The sequence below is a fragment of the Bradyrhizobium sp. JR4.3 genome, from assembly GCF_040547695.1.
In the GTDB taxonomy this organism is placed as follows: Bacteria; Pseudomonadota; Alphaproteobacteria; order Rhizobiales; family Xanthobacteraceae; genus Bradyrhizobium; species Bradyrhizobium canariense.
This window is the reverse complement of sequence record NZ_JBEPQF010000002.1, coordinates 464083-480744: the sequence shown is the minus strand read 5'-3', so window position 1 is coordinate 480744 and position 16662 is coordinate 464083. Positions and strand designations below refer to the sequence as shown.

Genomic DNA, 16662 nt, shown 5'->3' with positions numbered 1-16662 from the left:
GTTTCAATTCCTATCCTGATGTCGGGCCGACCGGCTGTCAAATCAAGGCTTGCAGGGACTTGATTCAAGTGCATCCATCACAAGCAATTCAATGGTTTGCCGCGGGGTCACCCTGTAAAGACGTACCATGCTGACAAGAGTTCCCCTGCGTGCGGCGGTTGGCGTCGCGACAACCCTGCTCGCGTCGCTGGCGCTTGATGCCCATGCCGACGATTCATCGCCATGGCAACGCGACGGACATTCCGCGGTGCGGTTGCTGGCGGGATCGCGCAGCGGCGCCGTCCTGCTCGGCGGTATCGCCTTCCAGATCCAGCCCGGCTGGAAGACCTATTGGCGCATGCCGGGCGATTCCGGCGTTCCGCCGCGCTTCGATTTCTCGAAATCCGACAATGTCGAAGCGGTGACGGTGATGTGGCCGGCCCCGCAGAAATTCGACGACGGCGCGGGCGGCCATTCGATCGGCTATCACAACCAGATCGTGCTGCCCCTGCGCATCATCGCCAAGGCGGCCGACAAGCCGGTGACGCTGCGCGCCGAAATCAATTATGCGGTGTGCGAAAAGCTGTGCATTCCCGTCGAGGCCCGCGCCGAGCTCGGCTTCAACAGCGTCGCCTCGACCGAGGATGCCAATCTGCGTGCAGCGCTCGACACCGTGCCCAAGCCTGCCACCATCGGCGATCCCAACCCGCTCACCATCCGCGACGTCAAGCGTGACGGGCCCAAGAATGTCGTGGTCGACGTGGTCGCGCCCGATGCGCGCACCGTCAATCTCTACGTGGAAGGCCCGACGCCTGATTGGGCGCTGCCCATCCCGGCACCGGTCGAGCCCAGCCCACCGGGCGTGAAGCGATTTTCTTTCGAGCTCGACGGACTGCCGCCGGGCGCCAAGCCCGACGGCGCAGCGCTGAAGTTCACGCTGGTCGGACCGGAGAAGTCGTACGAGTTCAATACCAATTTGGAGTGATTGTCGTCCTGGACAAGCGGAGCGTAGATCCAGGACCCATTACCCCAAGGCGTAGTGGTGGCGCGAAACTGCTAACCTCGAATCTTCGCCAAACCTCTCCCTGGGGTTATGGGTCCTGGCTTACGCCCAGGACGACGTTGGGGTTGCAACACATTCCACCCAACCGAATCTTAACGAATGGTTGCTAATCCCCAAGGCTAGCGCAGAAGCCTTCCGCGGCATGCGCGTGTGCGCCTCGGGGACCCTTCGAATTGGCCGTGATGGATGCAGAACCCGCAACGACCGGACCTGCCGGCCTCATCGCGCGGCTGCGCGACAAATTGACGGGCGGGTCGAGCGAGGCATCGCTGACGCGGCGGCTGGCCGGCACCATCTTCGTCATCCGCGTGATCAGCGCCGGTCTTGCCTATTTCTCGCAGGTCCTGCTCGCGCGCTGGATGGGGACGTCGGACTACGGCGTCTATGTCTATGTCTGGACCTGGGTGCTGCTGCTCGGCAGCATGATGGACTTTGGCATTTCGGCCTCCGCGCAAAAAATCATTCCGGAATACCGCGCCCGTGGCGAGCATGCGCTGCTGCGCGGCTTTCTCTCGGGCAGCCGCTGGCTGACCTTTGCCGTTTCTGCACTGGTGTCGCTCGGCCTCGCCGCTCTCGTCAAATTGCTGTCACCCTGGATCGATCCGGCCGAAGAGCTGCCGCTCTATATCGGCTGCATGACGCTGCCCGCCTTCGTCGTCGCCAACACCCAGGACGGCATCGCGCGCTCGCATGACTGGATGCAGCTCGGCCTGATGCCGCAATTCATCATCCGCCAGGCGCTGATCATCGGCATCACGGCCTGCGCCTTCCTGCTCGGCTATCATCTCGGCGCGGTCGCCGCGATGATCGCGAGCGCGGGCGCGGTGTGGATCGCGATGACCGGGCAGATGGTGGTGCTGAACCGCAAGCTCGGCGGTCATATCGAGCCGGGCCCCAAGGCCTACGACATCGGCGGCTGGCTCGCCGTGTCGCTGCCGATCCTGCTGGTCGAAAGCTTCTACCTGCTGCTGTCCTACACCGACGTGCTGGTGCTGCAGCAGTTCCGCCCCTCCGAGGAGGTCGGCGTCTATTTCGCCGTGGTGAAGACGCTGGCGCTGGTCTCCTTCATCCACTACGCGATGTCGGCGACAACCGCGCATCGCTTCGCCGAATACAACGCTGCGGGCGACAAGGCGCGGCTGTCGGCCTACGTGGCGCATGCCATCAAGTGGACGTTCTGGCCGTCGCTGGCGGCGACCATCGTGCTGCTCGCGCTCGGCAAGCCGCTGCTCTGGCTGTTCGGGCCACAATTTGTGGTCGGCTACGACATCATGTTCGTCGCCGCGATCGGCCTCGTGGTCCGTTCCGCGATCGGCCCGGTCGAACGGCTGCTCAACATGCTCGGCCAGCAGAAGATCTGCGCGCTGGCCTATGCGCTGGCGTTTACGATGAACCTGGTGCTCTGCATCGCGCTGGTGCCGCGCTTCGGCGGCCACGGTGCTGCGGCCGCGACCTCGATCTCGCTCAGTTTCGAGACGGTGCTGCTGTTCTGGATCGTGCGACAGCGGCTCGGCCTGCACGTGCTGGCGTTCGGACGCTAGCCATCGGCTCAAGGCGATTGGAAAGCCATCCGCCGCCTGATATAATCGGATCCATGGCTGCAAGCGATCTGCGAAACCTTCTGGAACGTGCCCAGACTTGGCCTGAAGAGGCCCAGAAGGAGTTGGTTGCCATTGCCAGCGAAATCGAGAGTGAGCTGCTCGGCGGCGAGTATCTTGCGACGCAAGAGGAATTGCGGAGCATCGACGCGGCCTTGGCGTCGATAGATCGCGGTGAGGTCGCTACGGATGCCGAGGTTGCGGAGGCCTTCGCGAAATTTGCGCGGGGATGAAGATCGTCTGGACGCGAGGGGCGCTTGCTGATCTCGCGGACATCGCGACCTATTATGCCGGCAACGCCAGCCCTGTGATCGCGGAAGCTGTCGGCCAGAGATTCGTTGACGTCGTGGAACGTGTCTGTGTCGCGCCTTTCTCGGCGCTACGCGTTGCGCACCGTTCCGAGGTTCGTGTCGCAGCGGTCGTCCGCTACCCATTCCGGATATTTTACCGTGTCCGTGGCGACGTCATCCATATCGTCCACATCCGCCACACGTCACGGGGACCGGTCGCGGGGCTGAATGAGCCCGGAAGGCAGTATGCCTAGTCTAGAGCGTTATCGGTTCTGATTGAATGAGAACCGAGGCTCTGGATTCCGGTTTTGACGTCTAACCGAAATGTCCGTTTCGCGAGAGGGCGATGAATTGGAGAAAACGCCTCCGCTCCGCCCGCCTGCAGGAGGATTTTTCTTATTCGGTGCAAGCGGTTGCGCCGCAGGGAAAGTTTATTCTACGTCATATTGCCCAACTGACGAGATAGACCTAAGATTCCCTGGACATGATCGATCCACTCTACGTCGCCTCCGGTTTCGGCGTCGGCCTGCTGGTCGGGATGACCGGCGTCGGCGGCGGTTCGCTGATGACGCCGCTGCTGATCCTGCTGTTCGGGATTCATCCATCGACCGCGGTCGGCACCGACCTGCTCTATGCCGCCGCCACCAAGACCGGCGGCAGCGTGGTGCATGGCTGGTCGCGCAGCGTGCACTGGCCGGCGGTGCTGCGGCTCGCCTGCGGCAGCCTTCCGGCGAGCGCGCTGACGCTGCTCGTGCTGTGGAAGCTCGACCTCAAGAGCGATTCCGAGCGCAATCTCGTCAACCTCGTGCTCTGCTTCGCACTGCTGCTGACCGCGACCTCGCTGATCTTCCGCAGATCGATCATGGAGCGCTATCGCCGGCGCCTGGAGCAGGTCGATGACCGCACCACGGCGATCGCGACCGTCGTCACCGGAATCGTGCTCGGCGTGCTGGTTTCGATTTCATCGGTCGGCGCCGGCGCGGTCGGCGTCACCGTTCTGCTGCTGCTCTATCCGCGACTGCCGGTGGCGACCATCGTCGGCTCCGACATCGCCCATGCGGTCCCGCTGACGCTGATCGCCGGAATGGGGCACTGGGCGCTTGGCGACGTGGATTGGGCGCTGATGGGCGTGCTGCTGTTGGGCTCGCTGCCCGGCATCGTCGTCGGCAGCTTTAGCGCGACGCGCGTGCCCGAGACGGTGCTGCGCCTGACACTTGCCTGCGTGCTGTTCGTGGTCGCCGGCAAGATCATGTTCGCGGAGCTGCACCTGTCCTCGGCATTCGAGACGGCGCTGGCCTGGACGCACTGAACGGAGAACGGCGTCGTCCGATATCATCTTGTAGGGTGGGCAAAGCGAAGCGTGCCCACCACTTTTTTCCTCATTCGAACAAACAATGGTGGGCACGGCGCTGACGCGCCTTTGCCCACCCTACGGCACCGCCGAACTACTCCGCGGTCCAGCCGCCGTCGATCGACAGGTTGGTGCCGGTGATCTGCGCCGCATCGTCGCCGCACAGGAACAGCGCGAGGGCTGCGACCTGCTCGGAGGTGACGAACTCCTTGGTCGGCTGCGCGTCGAGCAGCACGTCGTTGATGACCTGTTCGCGCGTGAGGTTGCGGGCCTTCATGGTGTCGGGGATCTGCTTCTCCACCAGCGGCGTCCAGACATAGCCGGGGCTGATGCAGTTGCAGGTGATCTTGCTGGTCGCGACCTCCAGCGCCACGGTCTTGGTCAGGCCGGCGATGCCGTGCTTGGCCGACACATAGGCCGACTTGAAGGGCGAGGCGACCAGCGAGTGCGCGGAAGCGGTATTGATGATGCGGCCCCAGCCCTTCTTCTTCATGCCCGGGACGGCGGCGCGAATGGCATGGAAGGCCGAGGACAGGTTGATCGCGATGATCTGGTCCCATTTCTCCGGCGGAAATTCCTCGATCGGCGAGACGAACTGGATGCCGGCATTGTTGACGAGGATGTCGACCGAACCAAAACTCTTCTCGCCGAGCGCGATCATCCCGGCGATTTCGGCCGGCTTGGTCATGTCGGCGGGCGAATAGACCGCCTTCACGCCGAAATCGGACTCGATCTTGGCGCGCTCCTTCTCGATGTCCTCCGGCGAGCCGAAGCCGTTGATGACGACGTTGGCGCCGGCGGCGGCGAAGGCGCGCGCATAGGCGAGCCCGATGCCGCTGGTCGACCCGGTCACGACGGCGTTCTTGCCTGACAGACTTCCCATATTACTCGCTCCTTTTTGGCGGGGGCGCAGTGACGTCCCCCGTGAGATCGTAGGTCACCATGGTCTCGCCGGATTGCGGCCGCTCGAGCCAGTCCTTGTGGCGCATCGACAGATGCACGTCACGCACGCCGGCTTCCCAATGCTCGACCATAGCGACATGCGAGAAATCGTAATCCTTGGACGAGGATTCGTAGTTCTTGCTGCGGTAGATCAGGTGCACCACAGTCACAGTGCTTTCGCGCGATACCTTGGCAAGGAATTCCACGGAAGGGTCGTTCTTGAGATAATCGGGCAATTTGGAAATCAGGTCGCGCACGGCCCTGCGGGCGTTGTGCACCTGCTTGTTCTTGTCGGTGTTCATCCGCGTGCGGCTCGAGAAGCGGATGTCCTTCTCGCGCTCGGTCGCCTCGAGCAGCGAGGTCGGCAGATCGCCGCGGGCGCTGAAAAGGTCGATCTGGAAGATCAGAAGATCGCGGTCGGTCTCGGCGTCCAGCACGTAGTCGAGCGGCGTGTTGGAGGCGATGCCGCCATCCCAATAATGCTCGCCCTCGATCACAACGGACGGAAAGCCGGGCGGCAGCGCGCCGGAGGCCATGATGTGCTCGGGGCCGATTTTCTTGCCGCGCTTCCTGAACTCGAAATTGTCGAAATATTTGAAGTTGCCGGAAGTGACGCCGACGGCACCGACCGACAGCCGCGTCTTCAGATCATTGATGCGGTCGAAATCGACCAGACGCTCCAGCGTCTTCTTCAGCGGTGCAGTGTCGTAATAGCTCTCGGCCTGCGGGCTGCCGGGCGGCCAGAGCGGCGCGGGCGGGATGCGCGGCGTGAAGAAGCCGGGCACGCCGAAGGTCGCGATCAATGCGGCGCTGGTCGAGTTGAACAGCTCGCGGCTGTGGTCGCTCTTGCCCATCGGCTTCCACGGCACGGGCGCGGAGACCATCTCCCAGAATTCCTTGAGCCGCTTGACGCGCGTCTGCCCTTCGTTGCCGGCGATGATCGCGGCATTGACCGCGCCGATCGAGATGCCGGCGACCCAGTCCGGCTCGAAGCCGGCATGGCAGAGCGACTGAAAGGCGCCGGCCTGATAGGAGCCGAGCGCGCCGCCGCCCTGGAGGACCAGGACACGTTGCGCGTTCGCGGGGATTGTTGCGACTTCTGGACTATGATCAATCATGCGGGAACACTAGCAGATGGCGAGCGACCGTGGCGACAGTCTGCCGCGGCGTCAATGCATCCCGGGATCAAGTCTGGCTTATCGGGCGTCCGTCGAGGCCAGGATCATGGTCCAGAACACCTTGTATTTGGTGCCGGGAGCATAGCCCGCCGCGATGCCCAATTTTGTGACACCGCTCTTGAGCATGTTGGCGCGGTGCGGGGGCGAGTCGCGCCAGCCGGAAAACGCTTCCGCCAGCGTATGATAGCCGGCCGAGACGTTCTCGACCGCAACGGTCGCCGGATAGCCGCCGGCGCTGAGGCGCTTGGCCAGCGGCGCGCGGACGTCGTGGTCCATCTTGTTGGCGGCAGCCATGGCCTGGGACTGAGATTCGGCGAGACTCATCAGGGCAGGATCGATCACGACGGTGCCGAGCCCGTTGTTCTGGCGGTATTGCGAGATCATGATCGCTGCCGCCTGCGCATCGAGCTTTGCGCCCGGGACAGCCATATCGGCATACATCGAGGGCTGCTGGACCGGTGCCTCGTTGCCGGCACAGCCGGCGAGCAGCAAAAGGATGAGTATCGCGGCCGCGACGCGCATGAACAGGAGCCCCCAAATCAGGCGCCGTTGTTGCATACCAACCGTGGCTGAAAGGTGAATATTGAGGAAAAATTGACCCGTTGAGCGCGCTCAGGTGCCCGCAAAGATCCGGTAGCGGCGGGGCTCCAGGCCGATCGTGTCGCCGGCGCGCAGTTCCCTGTCGCGGGGAGCGTCAATCTCGATGGTTTCTCCGCCTGATAGTGCCACCTCGGCTCGCTGCACGGGACCGAAATTCCGGACATGCCGCACGGCGCCCTCAAAGGCACCGCTGCCGGGCGGGCCAACCAACATGTCGTGTCGCCGCACGAACAGTCTTGACGCGCCAGGCGCATGCCCGTCTGCCGCGAGCCGAAGCGGCCGGTCGCCAAGCCTGACGACGCCCTCGGCGATCAGGACCGGAAGCTCGATGGATTCGCCGATGAAGCTGTGGACGAAGGCGGTCGCCGGGCTCTCATAGACGTCATCGGGCGAGCCGATCTGCTCGATCTTGCCCTTGTCCATCACCACCACGCGGTTGGCGACTTCGAGCGCCTCCTCCTGATCATGGGTGACGAAGATCGAGGTGACGTTGATCTCGTGGTGCAGCGAACGCAACCATTTGCGCAGCTCCTTGCGCACCTTGGCATCAAGCGCGCCGAAGGGTTCGTCGAGCAGCAGGATGCGCGGCTCGATCGCGAGCGCGCGGGCCAGCGCGATGCGCTGGCGCTGGCCGCCGGAGAGCTGGCTCGGATAACGGTCGGCGAGCCAGTCGAGCTGCACGAGATCGAGCAGCTCCTTGACGCGCGCGCGGATGGTCGCTTCGTCCTTGCGGATCGCGCGCGGCTGCACGCGCAGCCCGAAGGCCACGTTCTCGAACACCGTCATGTGGCGGAACAGCGCGTAGTGCTGAAATACGAATCCGACGTGCCGCTCGCGCGCGCCCTGCGCCAACGCATCCTCGCCGTTGAAGGACACCTCGCCGGAATCGGGCCAGTCGAGCCCGGCGATGATCCGCAGCAGCGTTGTTTTGCCCGAGCCAGACGGCCCGAGCAGCGCGAGCAGCTCGCCGTCATTGACCTTGAGGTCGACGCCGTCGAGGGCTTTGAAACTGCCGAACTTCTTGACGAGATTCCTGACTTCAATGCTCACTTGCGTCATGTCCTTCGTCGAGGTGATTTTCCAGAACGGTCTTGGCGATCAGCGTGATCAGCGCCAGCATCGCCAGCAGCGAGGCGATCGCGAACGCCGCGACGAACTGGTATTCGTTGTAGAGAATCTCGACCAGCAGCGGCATGGTGTTGGTCTCGCCGCGGATATGGCCGGAGACGACGGAGACCGCGCCGAACTCGCCCATCGCGCGCGCGTTGCAGAGCAGGACGCCGTAGAGCACGCCCCATTTGATGTTGGGCAGCGTGACGCGGAAGAAGGTCTGCAGGCCCGAGGCGCCGAGCGAGATGGCGGCCTCCTCCTCCTGCGTGCCCTGCTCCTGCATCAGCGGGATCAACGCACGTGCCACGAAGGGGAAGGTCACGAAGGTGGTCGCAAGCGCGATACCGGGCACCGCGAACAGTATCTGGATGTCGTGATCGCGCAGCCAGCCGCCGAAATAGCCCTGCGCGCCGAACAGCAGCACGAAGACGAGACCCGAGATCACCGGGCTGACCGAGAACGGCAAATCGATCAGCGTGATCAGGAAGGTCTTGCCCCTGAACTCGAACTTCGCGATTGCCCACGCCGCGACGAGACCGAACACGAGGTTGAGGCTGACGGAAATTGCAGCAACCAACAGCGTCAACTTGATCGCGGACAGCGCCTCCGGGTCGGTCAGAGCGGCGAGATAAGCAAGGATACCCCTCGAGAAGGCCTGCGCGAACACCACAACCAGCGGCAGCACGACGAAGACTGAGAGAAAGGTCATCGCCAGCGCGATGATGACGATGCGGACCGCCTTTGGCTCGGTGCGGAGATTGTTGCGTGCGGCCGCGGCATGCGCGCGTGCCCTGGCGTCCGGAGCCGAAAGTGAGACGGAATCTGCGATCTGCATCGTCATCGCATCCTCCTCAGCGCACAGGTATCCGGCTCTGCGCCCAGCGCTGGAGCCGGTTGACGGCGAAGATGATGACGAAGGAGACGACGAGCATGACGACGGCGATCGCGGTCGCATCGGCATAGCGAAACTCCGATAGCCGGATCACGATCAGGAGCGGCGCGATCTCGGAGACGTTGGGCAGATTGCCGGCGATGAAGATCACCGAGCCGTATTCGCCGACGGCGCGGGCGAAGGCGAGCGCGAGGCCCGTGAGCAGCGCCGGCCCCAGCGAGGGCAGGATCACGCGAATGATGGTCTGCCAGCGGCTGGCGCCGAGACTGCCCGCGGCTTCCTCAATCTCGGGGTCGATATCCTGGAGCACCGGCTGCACCGTACGCACCACGAAGGGGATGCCGATGAAGATCATGGCGACGAAGATGCCGACCGGCGTAAACGCCACCTTGATGCCGAGCGCGGCAAGCGGCGCACCCAGCCAGCCCTTCTCAGCGAACAGGGCGGTCAGCGCGACGCCGGCAACCGCCGTCGGCAATGCGAACGGCACGTCGACGATGGCATCGAAGATCCGCCGGCCGGGAAAGCGGTAACGCACCAGCGCCCAGACGATGATGCTGCCCATCACCAGATTGACACAGGCCGCCGCGAAGGCGAGCCCGAAGGACACGCGTAGCGCATTCAGGGTGCGCCGGCTGGAGAGGATGTTCCAGAACTGCTCGGGGCTGAGCTCGAGCGATTTCAGGAACAGCCCAGCGAGCGGAATCAGGATGATCAGGGTCAGCCAGGAAAGCGTCAGTCCCATGGTGAGACCGAAGCCCGGCAATGTCCGGCGTCGTGCTGCGATTACGCTCACCAGGCCCCCTGCTAAAGCCCCTCCGAGGGCGCCCGATCAGTTCTTGTAAATCTGATCGAAGACGCCACCGTCGGCAAAATGTTCCTTCTGCGCCTTGGTCCAACCACCGAAAACGTTGTCGATCGTGAATAGTTCGACCTTGGCGAAGGCGTTTTCGTATTTTTTCGCGATCTCGGCATCGCGAGGACGATAGAAATTGCGCGCGGCGATCTCCTGACCTTCCTTTGTGTACCAGTACTGAAGGTAGGCGTCGGCAGCGTTGCGGGTGCCTTTTTTATCGGCGACCTTGTCGACGATCGTAACCGGCGGCTCGGCGAGGATCGACAGCGGCGGCGCGACGATCTCGAACTTTTCGGGGCCGAATTCCTTGAGCGCGAGATAGGCCTCGTTCTCCCAGGCGAGCAGCACGTCGCCGACGCCGCGCTCGACGAAGGTCACGGTCGCGCCGCGCGCACCCGTATCGAGCACCGGCACCTGCTGATAGAGCTTTCCGATGAAATCCTTGGCTTTGTCCACCGAGCCGTATTTCTTCTGCGCAAAGCCCCAGGCCGCCAGATAATTCCAGCGCGCGCCGCCTGACGTCTTCGGGTTCGGTGTGATCACGGCGACGCCCGGCTTGAGCAGATCGTCCCAGTCCTTGATGGCCTTGGGATTGCCCTTGCGCACCAGGAACACGATGGTCGAGGTATAAGGCGACGAGTTTTGCGGCAACCGTTTCTGCCAGTCAGCCGTCGTGAGGCCTTTGCCCGCGATGGCGTCGATGTCGTAGGCGAGCGCAAGCGTCACCACGTCGGCCTGCAATCCGTCGATCACGGCGCGCGCCTGCGAACCGCTGCCGCCATGCGATTGCTTGATCTCGACGCTCTTGCCGGTTTCCTTCTGATAGGCTGCCGCGAACGCCTTGTTGAACTCGACGTAGAGCTCACGCGTCGGATCGTACGAGACGTTCAGCAAATTGATGTCAGCGGCGAGAGCCGAGCTTGCCAACAATCCTGTTACGAGCAGTCCTGCCGCGAGCGGAACGATACGACGCATCATGTCCATCTCCATTCACATCAATGACGTCGGCGTCATCGATGGCAGGCATAACTCGGGGCGAAACGCGCTCAAGTCAACGGAACCGGATTTTCTTGTTCGTAGCCGGGCAGCGTAACTTTGCTACGAAGTCTTCATCGTGTGGATGCCGCATTCCGTCTTGGCCCGGCCGCGCCAGCGACCGGCGCGCTCATCCTCGCCCTCAGTCGTTCTGCTCGTGCAAGGCATACACCCAACCGACAGGAATCCCGACGCGACCAGGGGATGACGCGGCAATTTGGCGCGGGCGAAGATCGCCTCGAGTTCCTCGCGCGAAACATTGGCGAACGGATTGAACTTCAACCGCGCGCCGTCGTCTTCGACCACCGGGATATCAGCGCGCGAGCTGCCCTGGAAGCGCTTACGGCCGTTGAGCCATGCGTCGAACGGCTTCAGCGCCCGCGCCAGCGGCTCGACCTTGCGGATACGGCAGCAGGCGTCGGGATCGGAGAACCAGAGGTCGCGGTCGGGATCTTCGCGCGACAGCGTCTCTTCGGCAGGTTTGATCGAGCGGACGTCCTTCAGGCCCAGCGTCGCGATCAGCGTGTCGCGATAGGCCAGCGTCTCCTCGAACAGCCAGCCGGTGTCGAGGAAGATCACCGGGATCGCCGGATCGACCTCGGCCATGACCTTCAGCAGCGTCGCCGATTCCGTGCCGAAGGACGACACCAGCGCAAGCTTGTCGCGCCCGACCGTCTTCAGCGCAGCGGCGATGATTTCGGCGGGCGAGGCATCGCGCAAGGCGCGATCGAGCTCCTCCGCGGAAGGCAGCGCAGAGGCGGAGATTGACGAAACTGGAGACGCGATTGCGTTCACGTGCCGACACCCTCGGAATGACGCAGTTGCATGCGCCGGTGCAGCGCCGTGATGCGGCCGTCACCGGTGGGCTGGTAGAACACCGAGTAGCGCTTCGCGGTCTGCATGAAGGCTTCCGCGTCGGCCTGCTTCTTGACGTCGAAGGAATCGAAGCCCGCACGCAGCATGAACACGAACTGGTCCCGCAGAATCTGGCCGGTCGCACGCAATTCGCCGCGGTAATTGTAACGCTCGCGCAGCAGCCGCGCCTGGCTGTAGGCGCGTCCGTCGCGGAAGGTCGGGAACACCAGCGCGACGACGGCGATCCTGCCGAGATAGGGCACCAGTTCGGCGATGTCGCGATTGTTCGGCCAGATCACACCGACCTTGCCGGTCCGCTTGAGCAGCGCATCCGCCTCGCCGACGAAGCGCTCGGCCGGCACCAGGATGTCGCCGCCCTCGGGCAGCGGCGTGTCGACGGCGAGCTTGACGAAGCTGTCGTCGGCGATCTTTCCGCCGTTAACGAGTGGCATAGACGCGCTCCTTGAAGGGTTCGACGCCGAGACGCTTCACCGTGTCCATGAACAGCTCTTCGGGCCGCTCGCGCAGCGCCAGATAGGCTTCCACGATGTCCTCGACCACGTCGGCCACCTCGTCGAACTTGACGCCGGGGCCGATCAGATTGCCGAGCGCGGCACTCTCGTCGGCGCGGCCACCGATGGTGATCTGGTAGACCTCCTCGCCGTTCTTCTCGACGCCGAGAATGCCGATATGGCCGACATGGTGATGGCCGCAGGCATTGATGCAGCCGGAGATGTTGATGTGCAGCCGGCCGATCAGATTGGCGAGCTCGTGGTTGGCGAAGCGCCGCGTCAGCTCTTGCGCGATCGGGATCGAACGCGCATTCGCCAGCGAGCAATAGTCGAGGCCCGGACAGGCGATGATGTCGGTGATCAGATTGACGTTCGGGGTCGCCAGCCCGAGCTTGTCGAGCGCCTTCCACAGCGCCGGCAGGTCGCGCTTGGCGACATGCGGCAAAGCGAGGTTCTGCTCGTGGCCGACGCGGATCTCACCGAAGGAATATCTGTCGGCGAGATCGGCGAGCGCATCCATCTGCTCGGCGGTGGCATCGCCCGGAGGCGCGCCGATCGGCTTCAGCGAGATCGTAACGATGGAATAGCCCTGGACCTTGTGCGGAGCGACTGAGTTCTTGCGCCATGCCTCGAAATCGGGATCGGCCGCGGCCTGGCGCAGCTCGTCCGGCATGTGCGGCAGCTTCTCGTAGGCAGGATAGGTGAAGCGCGAGCGGATGTCCTCGACCACCTCGTCGTCGATCTGGAGCGAGGAGTTGCGGATGTGCTGCCACTCCTCCTCGACCTCGCGCGAGAACTTCTCGATGCCCAGTTCGTGCACCAGGATCTTGATGCGCGCCTTGTAGATGTTGTCGCGGCGACCGTACTGGTTGTAGACGCGCAGGATCGCCTCGATATAGCTGAGAATATCGCGGCCATGGACGAAGTGCTTGATGGTCTTGCCGATGAACGGCGTGCGCCCGAGCCCGCCGCCGACCAGCACCTCGAAGCCGGTCTCGCCCTTCTCGTTCTTGATCAGGCGAAGGCCGATGTCGTGGATCTTGATCGCGGCGCGGTCGTGGTCCGACGCGGTGATCGCGATCTTGAACTTGCGCGGCAGGAACGAGAATTCCGGATGCAGCGTGGTGTGCTGGCGGATCAGCTCCGACCAGATGCGGGGATCCTCGATCTCGCCGGGCGCGACGCCGGCCCACTGGTCCGAGGTGACGTTGCGCATATTGTTGCCGGAGGTCTGCATCGCGTGGATGCCGACTTCGGCGAGATCGGCCAGCGCATCCGGCAGCTCGGCAAGCTTGATCCAGTTGAACTGGATGTTCTGCCGCGTGGTGAAATGGCCGTAGCCGCGGTCGTATTTGCGTGCGACGTGGGCGAGCGCCCGCAACTGGTTCGACGCCAGCGTCCCGTAGGGGATCGCGACCCGGAACATGTAGGCGTGCAGTTGCAGATAGACGCCGTTCTGCAGCCGCAGGATCTTGAACTCGTCCTCGGTGAGCTCGCCGGAGAGGCGGCGCTTGACCTGGTCGCGGAATTCCGAGACGCGCTCGTTGACGAGCGTGCGGTCGATTTCATCGTAAGCATACATAAGAAAGCGCCTTAAACCTGAACCGGCTGTCCGATGGTGACGCCGGTGCGGCGGATTTGTTCGCGCAGATTGCCGGGTTCGATCTTGCCGTCGGCACCGACCTGTACCGGTGCGATATAGGGACCGATCGCGCCGACGTCATCGGCGACGGACTCGGCAAGCAACGCTTTCGCCTCGTCGGAGTTGCGCACGATCGCAGCTTCCGACAGGTCCGCGGACCAGCTCTTGGCGCCGGTGCGGTAAACCACGATGCCGTCCCAGGTGCGATTGGCGGTCACGACCGAGGGGCCGGCGATTTTGATCTTCTTCTGTTCAAGCGGGGAGGTCATTCGGCTGCATCCAATAGGTCAGAGATGATTTGCTTTGGGGTTTTCTCGGGGGTTTCGCGGCGAAGCGAGCCGGCATGCCGGACCACGTCGCCGATGATGAGAATGGCGGGACCGCCGTTGGTCCGGCGGACCAGCTCAGGCAGGTCGCGCAGCGTGCCGATCGCGCCTTGCGCATCGGGACGCGTGACGCGGGCGAACACGCCGACGGGCGTCTCCGGCGAACGGCCGGCGGCCAGGAGACCGGCGCGTATGGCCGGCGCAGCCGTCATGCCCATGTAGACCACGACGGTCATCCTGGTGTCGGTCAGCGTCGACCAGTCCACGACTTCCGCGTCGCGCGCCTTGTGCGCGGTGAGGAAGGTGATGCGGGTGGCTTCATGACGGTAGGTGAGCGGCACCTCGAAATCGGCGGCGCCGCCGAGCCCTGCGGTGATGCCGGGAATGATCGAATAGGCAACGCCGGCGGCACGCAGGGCTTCGACTTCTTCGCCGCCGCGACCGAACACGAAGGGATCCCCGCCCTTCAGCCGCACCACGCGCTGGCCGGATTGCGCGGCCTCAATCATGCGCTTGTTGATGGCGTCCTGCCCGATGCCGGGCTTGCCGACGCGGCGTCCGACCGGCACGCGCGTGGTGTCGCGGCGGATGCGATCGAGAATCTCGGGCGAGACCAGCTCGTCATGGAAGACGATATCGGCGTCCTGGAGCGCGCGCAGCGCCTTGATGGTGAGCAGATCCGGATCACCCGGACCGGCGCCGACCAGCGCGACCGAGCCTTCCGGCTTGTCGGCCCGCGCGAACGCGGATGGATCGGAGATCGCCTTGAGCGCAGCGTCCGCCTCGCTTTTGCGGCCGGCCAGAACGGCGGCGCCGATCGGGCCGTCGATGATGCGCTCCCAGAAGCGGCGGCGCAGCGGAAACTCGGCAATACGTTCGTTGATGGATTTGCGGAAGCCGCCGATGAATTCGGCCACCTCGCCGATGCGCGCCGGCAGCAGCGCCTCGATCTTTTCGCGCACGCGCCGCGCCACCACCGGCGACGTGCCGCCGGTGCCGACGGCGACGACGACATCGCCGCGATCGACGATCGCCGGGAAGATGAAGCTCGAATGCTCGAGATCGTCCATGACATTGACCGGCAGGCCGAGTGCCTTGGCGCGGGCCGACATCGCCACGCCGACATCGCCGGCGCCGGCGCAAACGACGGCGATGATGCCCGAGAGATCGGCGGTCAGCGGGTCGGCGGCCGCGATGTTGATACGCGCCGCGTCCTCGGAGCTCAGACCCAGGTCCTGATTGCCGTCGATCGCATGCACGCGGATGCGCGCACCGGCAGCGGCCAGAACGCGCAGCTTGGCGCGCAGAAGCTCACCCGCACCGATGAGGACCACCGGACCGGCCTTGAGATCGAGGAACACCGGCAAGAACCGCATACGATACTCGCTCCCCCCAGATCCGGGGTTGACTGGAATTATTTTCTATATATGTGTCGTTTCTAGCGCGCAAAGAGAAAATTTTTTCTTCTCTCTTGCACCGCAACTATAGAATTTTCGCCTCCAAACGCAAAGTGGCAGAGATGCATCTTCTCAAGGACAATTCCACTGCTGGCGGGCTGAGCAGCCTCGCTCTCGCCGAGCGCGTGCCCGCGCAAGAATTTTCTGCCGACCTGGCACCGAGCATGGACCATCTCGACCAGCTCGAGGCCCAGAGCATCTATATCTTCCGCGAAGCCTTCGGCCGCCTCAAGAAGATTGCCCTGCTGTGGTCGCTCGGCAAGGACTCCAACGTCATGATCTGGCTGGCGCGCAAGGCGTTCTTCGGCCGTCTGCCGTTCCCGGCCCTGCATGTCGACACCGGCAAGAAGTTTCCGGAGATGTATCGCTTCCGCGATCACTACGGCAAGGAATGGGATCTCGATCTGCGCGTCGAGCCCTGCCCGCCGATTGATGCCGTCGACCCAACGCTGCCGCCGGCTGCCCGTTCCGCCGCGCGCAAGACCGAGGGCCTCAAGATGGCGCTCGCCAAATACGGTTTTGACGGCCTGATCGCCGGCATTCGCCGCGACGAGGAGGCAACGCGCGCCAAGGAGCGCGTATTCTCGCCGCGCGGGCTCGAAGGCAATTGGGACGTGCGCGACCAGCCGCCGGAGTTCTGGGACCACTTTAACGCCTCGCCGCCGCAGGGCGCGCATTTGCGCATCCATCCGATCCTGCATTGGACCGAGTCCGATATCTGGGCCTACACCAAGCGCGAGAACATCCCGATCATCCCGTTGTATCTGTCGCAAAACGGCAAGCGCTATCGCTCGCTGGGTGATCAGGACATCACCAATCCGGTCGCCTCAAACGCGTCGACTATCGACGAGATCCTGATCGAACTCGAGCAGACCAAGGTGCCGGAACGTTCCGGCCGCGCGCTCGACCACGAGACCGAGGACGCTTTCGAGCGCCTGCGCGTCGCCGGCTATCTCTGATCAAGGACGCGAGCGTC

General features: G+C 63.8%; 18 protein-coding genes. 6 read left to right on the top strand and 12 right to left on the bottom strand.

Features of this window, described 5'->3' with window-relative positions; all coding sequences use genetic code 11:
* Window positions 1-127: 127 nt before the first annotated feature.
* The 5 genes from ABIB91_RS05560 to ABIB91_RS05540 all read left to right on the top strand — a co-directional run bounded on the left by ABIB91_RS05560 (window position 128) and on the right by ABIB91_RS05540 (window position 4239).
* Window positions 128-964 carry a protein-disulfide reductase DsbD domain-containing protein gene (locus ABIB91_RS05560; RefSeq protein WP_354159401.1) on the top strand — a complete coding sequence of 279 codons (837 nt, stop codon included), beginning with the start codon at window positions 128-130 and terminating at the stop codon, window positions 962-964.
* Window positions 965-1215: 251 nt separating this feature from the next.
* Window positions 1216-2583, top strand: a complete 1368-nt coding sequence (locus ABIB91_RS05555; RefSeq protein ID WP_354159403.1) for a flippase — start codon at window positions 1216-1218, stop codon at window positions 2581-2583.
* 53 nt (window positions 2584-2636) lie between these two features.
* A complete protein-coding gene (locus tag ABIB91_RS05550) occupies window positions 2637-2873 on the top strand; it encodes a hypothetical protein (protein ID WP_219682885.1) in 237 nt (78 codons plus the stop codon).
* A complete protein-coding gene (locus ABIB91_RS05545; protein WP_354159407.1) occupies window positions 2870-3184 on the top strand; it encodes a type II toxin-antitoxin system RelE/ParE family toxin in 315 nt (104 codons plus the stop codon). Before ABIB91_RS05550 ends, ABIB91_RS05545 begins: the two co-directional genes overlap by 4 nt.
* 230 nt (window positions 3185-3414) lie before the next feature.
* A complete protein-coding gene (locus ABIB91_RS05540; RefSeq protein WP_007599859.1) occupies window positions 3415-4239 on the top strand; it encodes a sulfite exporter TauE/SafE family protein in 825 nt (274 codons plus the stop codon).
* Window positions 4240-4375: 136 nt separating this feature from the next.
* On the opposite strand, the gene ABIB91_RS05535 is transcribed toward ABIB91_RS05540, so the two are convergent.
* The 12 genes from ABIB91_RS05535 to cysG form a co-directional block, all read right to left on the bottom strand.
* On the bottom strand, window positions 4376-5164 hold the full coding sequence (locus ABIB91_RS05535) for a 3-hydroxybutyrate dehydrogenase (RefSeq protein ID WP_106941870.1): 789 nt from the start codon (window positions 5162-5164) through the stop codon (window positions 4376-4378).
* Window position 5165: 1 nt separating this feature from the next.
* Entirely contained in the window at window positions 5166-6341 is a 1176-nt protein-coding gene (locus tag ABIB91_RS05530) for a DUF3734 domain-containing protein (protein WP_354159409.1), read from the bottom strand.
* Window positions 6342-6419: 78 nt separating this feature from the next.
* The gene (locus ABIB91_RS05525) at window positions 6420-6923 is read right to left on the bottom strand and encodes a CAP domain-containing protein (RefSeq protein ID WP_219682889.1); all 504 of its coding nucleotides are present in this window, start codon (window positions 6921-6923) and stop codon (window positions 6420-6422) included.
* 90 nt (window positions 6924-7013) lie between these two features.
* Complete coding sequence (locus ABIB91_RS05520) at window positions 7014-8051, bottom strand: sulfate/molybdate ABC transporter ATP-binding protein (RefSeq protein ID WP_007599851.1); 1038 nt, start codon at window positions 8049-8051, stop codon at window positions 7014-7016.
* Window positions 8041-8952: a sulfate ABC transporter permease subunit CysW gene (gene cysW / locus ABIB91_RS05515; RefSeq protein ID WP_354159412.1), complete on the bottom strand. Its 912-nt coding sequence runs from the start codon at window positions 8950-8952 to the stop codon at window positions 8041-8043. Before cysW ends, ABIB91_RS05520 begins: the two co-directional genes overlap by 11 nt.
* Window positions 8953-8962: 10 nt before the next feature.
* Window positions 8963-9748 (bottom strand): sulfate ABC transporter permease subunit CysT, encoded by a 786-nt coding sequence (gene cysT / locus ABIB91_RS05510; RefSeq protein ID WP_007599849.1) that lies wholly within the window; start codon window positions 9746-9748, stop codon window positions 8963-8965.
* A gap of 87 nt (window positions 9749-9835) precedes the next feature.
* The gene (locus ABIB91_RS05505) at window positions 9836-10849 is read right to left on the bottom strand and encodes a sulfate ABC transporter substrate-binding protein (RefSeq protein ID WP_354159413.1); all 1014 of its coding nucleotides are present in this window, start codon (window positions 10847-10849) and stop codon (window positions 9836-9838) included.
* Between the two features lie 108 nt (window positions 10850-10957).
* Window positions 10958-11689, bottom strand: coding sequence for a phosphoadenylyl-sulfate reductase (locus tag ABIB91_RS05500; protein WP_354159415.1), 732 nt, complete (start codon window positions 11687-11689; stop codon window positions 10958-10960).
* Window positions 11686-12201, bottom strand: a complete 516-nt coding sequence (locus tag ABIB91_RS05495; RefSeq protein WP_354159417.1) for a DUF934 domain-containing protein — start codon at window positions 12199-12201, stop codon at window positions 11686-11688. The genes ABIB91_RS05500 and ABIB91_RS05495 overlap by 4 nt, the downstream gene beginning before the upstream one ends.
* Complete coding sequence (locus ABIB91_RS05490; protein ID WP_354159419.1) at window positions 12188-13843, bottom strand: nitrite/sulfite reductase; 1656 nt, start codon at window positions 13841-13843, stop codon at window positions 12188-12190. Before ABIB91_RS05490 ends, ABIB91_RS05495 begins: the two co-directional genes overlap by 14 nt.
* An 11-nt stretch (window positions 13844-13854) precedes the next feature.
* On the bottom strand, window positions 13855-14172 hold the full coding sequence (locus tag ABIB91_RS05485; protein WP_354159422.1) for a DUF2849 domain-containing protein: 318 nt from the start codon (window positions 14170-14172) through the stop codon (window positions 13855-13857).
* The gene (cysG, locus tag ABIB91_RS05480) at window positions 14169-15605 is read right to left on the bottom strand and encodes a siroheme synthase CysG (protein ID WP_354159424.1); all 1437 of its coding nucleotides are present in this window, start codon (window positions 15603-15605) and stop codon (window positions 14169-14171) included. The genes ABIB91_RS05485 and cysG overlap by 4 nt, the downstream gene beginning before the upstream one ends.
* 245 nt (window positions 15606-15850) lie before the next feature.
* Here cysG and cysD point away from each other — a divergent pair, with 245 nt between their 5' ends.
* Window positions 15851-16645, top strand: a complete 795-nt coding sequence (gene cysD, locus ABIB91_RS05475) for a sulfate adenylyltransferase subunit CysD (RefSeq protein WP_026232781.1) — start codon at window positions 15851-15853, stop codon at window positions 16643-16645.
* The last annotated feature ends 17 nt before the right edge of the window (window positions 16646-16662 follow it).

Coding starts and splice junctions, on each gene's coding strand:
- cysG (WP_354159424.1), bottom strand. CDS start 15,605: ATGCGGTTCTTGCCGGTGTTCCTCGATCTCAAGGCCGGTCCGGTGGTC.
- ABIB91_RS05495 (WP_354159417.1), bottom strand. CDS start 12,201: ATGCCACTCGTTAACGGCGGAAAGATCGCCGACGACAGCTTCGTCAAG.
- ABIB91_RS05485 (WP_354159422.1), bottom strand. CDS start 14,172: ATGACCTCCCCGCTTGAACAGAAGAAGATCAAAATCGCCGGCCCCTCG.
- cysW (WP_354159412.1), bottom strand. CDS start 8,952: ATGACGATGCAGATCGCAGATTCCGTCTCACTTTCGGCTCCGGACGCC.
- cysD (WP_026232781.1), top strand. CDS start 15,851: ATGGACCATCTCGACCAGCTCGAGGCCCAGAGCATCTATATCTTCCGC.
- ABIB91_RS05535 (WP_106941870.1), bottom strand. CDS start 5,164: ATGGGAAGTCTGTCAGGCAAGAACGCCGTCGTGACCGGGTCGACCAGC.
- cysT (WP_007599849.1), bottom strand. CDS start 9,748: ATGGGACTGACGCTTTCCTGGCTGACCCTGATCATCCTGATTCCGCTC.
- ABIB91_RS05550 (WP_219682885.1), top strand. CDS start 2,637: ATGGCTGCAAGCGATCTGCGAAACCTTCTGGAACGTGCCCAGACTTGG.
- ABIB91_RS05505 (WP_354159413.1), bottom strand. CDS start 10,849: ATGGAGATGGACATGATGCGTCGTATCGTTCCGCTCGCGGCAGGACTG.
- ABIB91_RS05560 (WP_354159401.1), top strand. CDS start 128: ATGCTGACAAGAGTTCCCCTGCGTGCGGCGGTTGGCGTCGCGACAACC.
- ABIB91_RS05540 (WP_007599859.1), top strand. CDS start 3,415: ATGATCGATCCACTCTACGTCGCCTCCGGTTTCGGCGTCGGCCTGCTG.
- ABIB91_RS05490 (WP_354159419.1), bottom strand. CDS start 13,843: ATGTATGCTTACGATGAAATCGACCGCACGCTCGTCAACGAGCGCGTC.
- ABIB91_RS05545 (WP_354159407.1), top strand. CDS start 2,870: ATGAAGATCGTCTGGACGCGAGGGGCGCTTGCTGATCTCGCGGACATC.
- ABIB91_RS05530 (WP_354159409.1), bottom strand. CDS start 6,341: ATGATTGATCATAGTCCAGAAGTCGCAACAATCCCCGCGAACGCGCAA.
- ABIB91_RS05525 (WP_219682889.1), bottom strand. CDS start 6,923: ATGCGCGTCGCGGCCGCGATACTCATCCTTTTGCTGCTCGCCGGCTGT.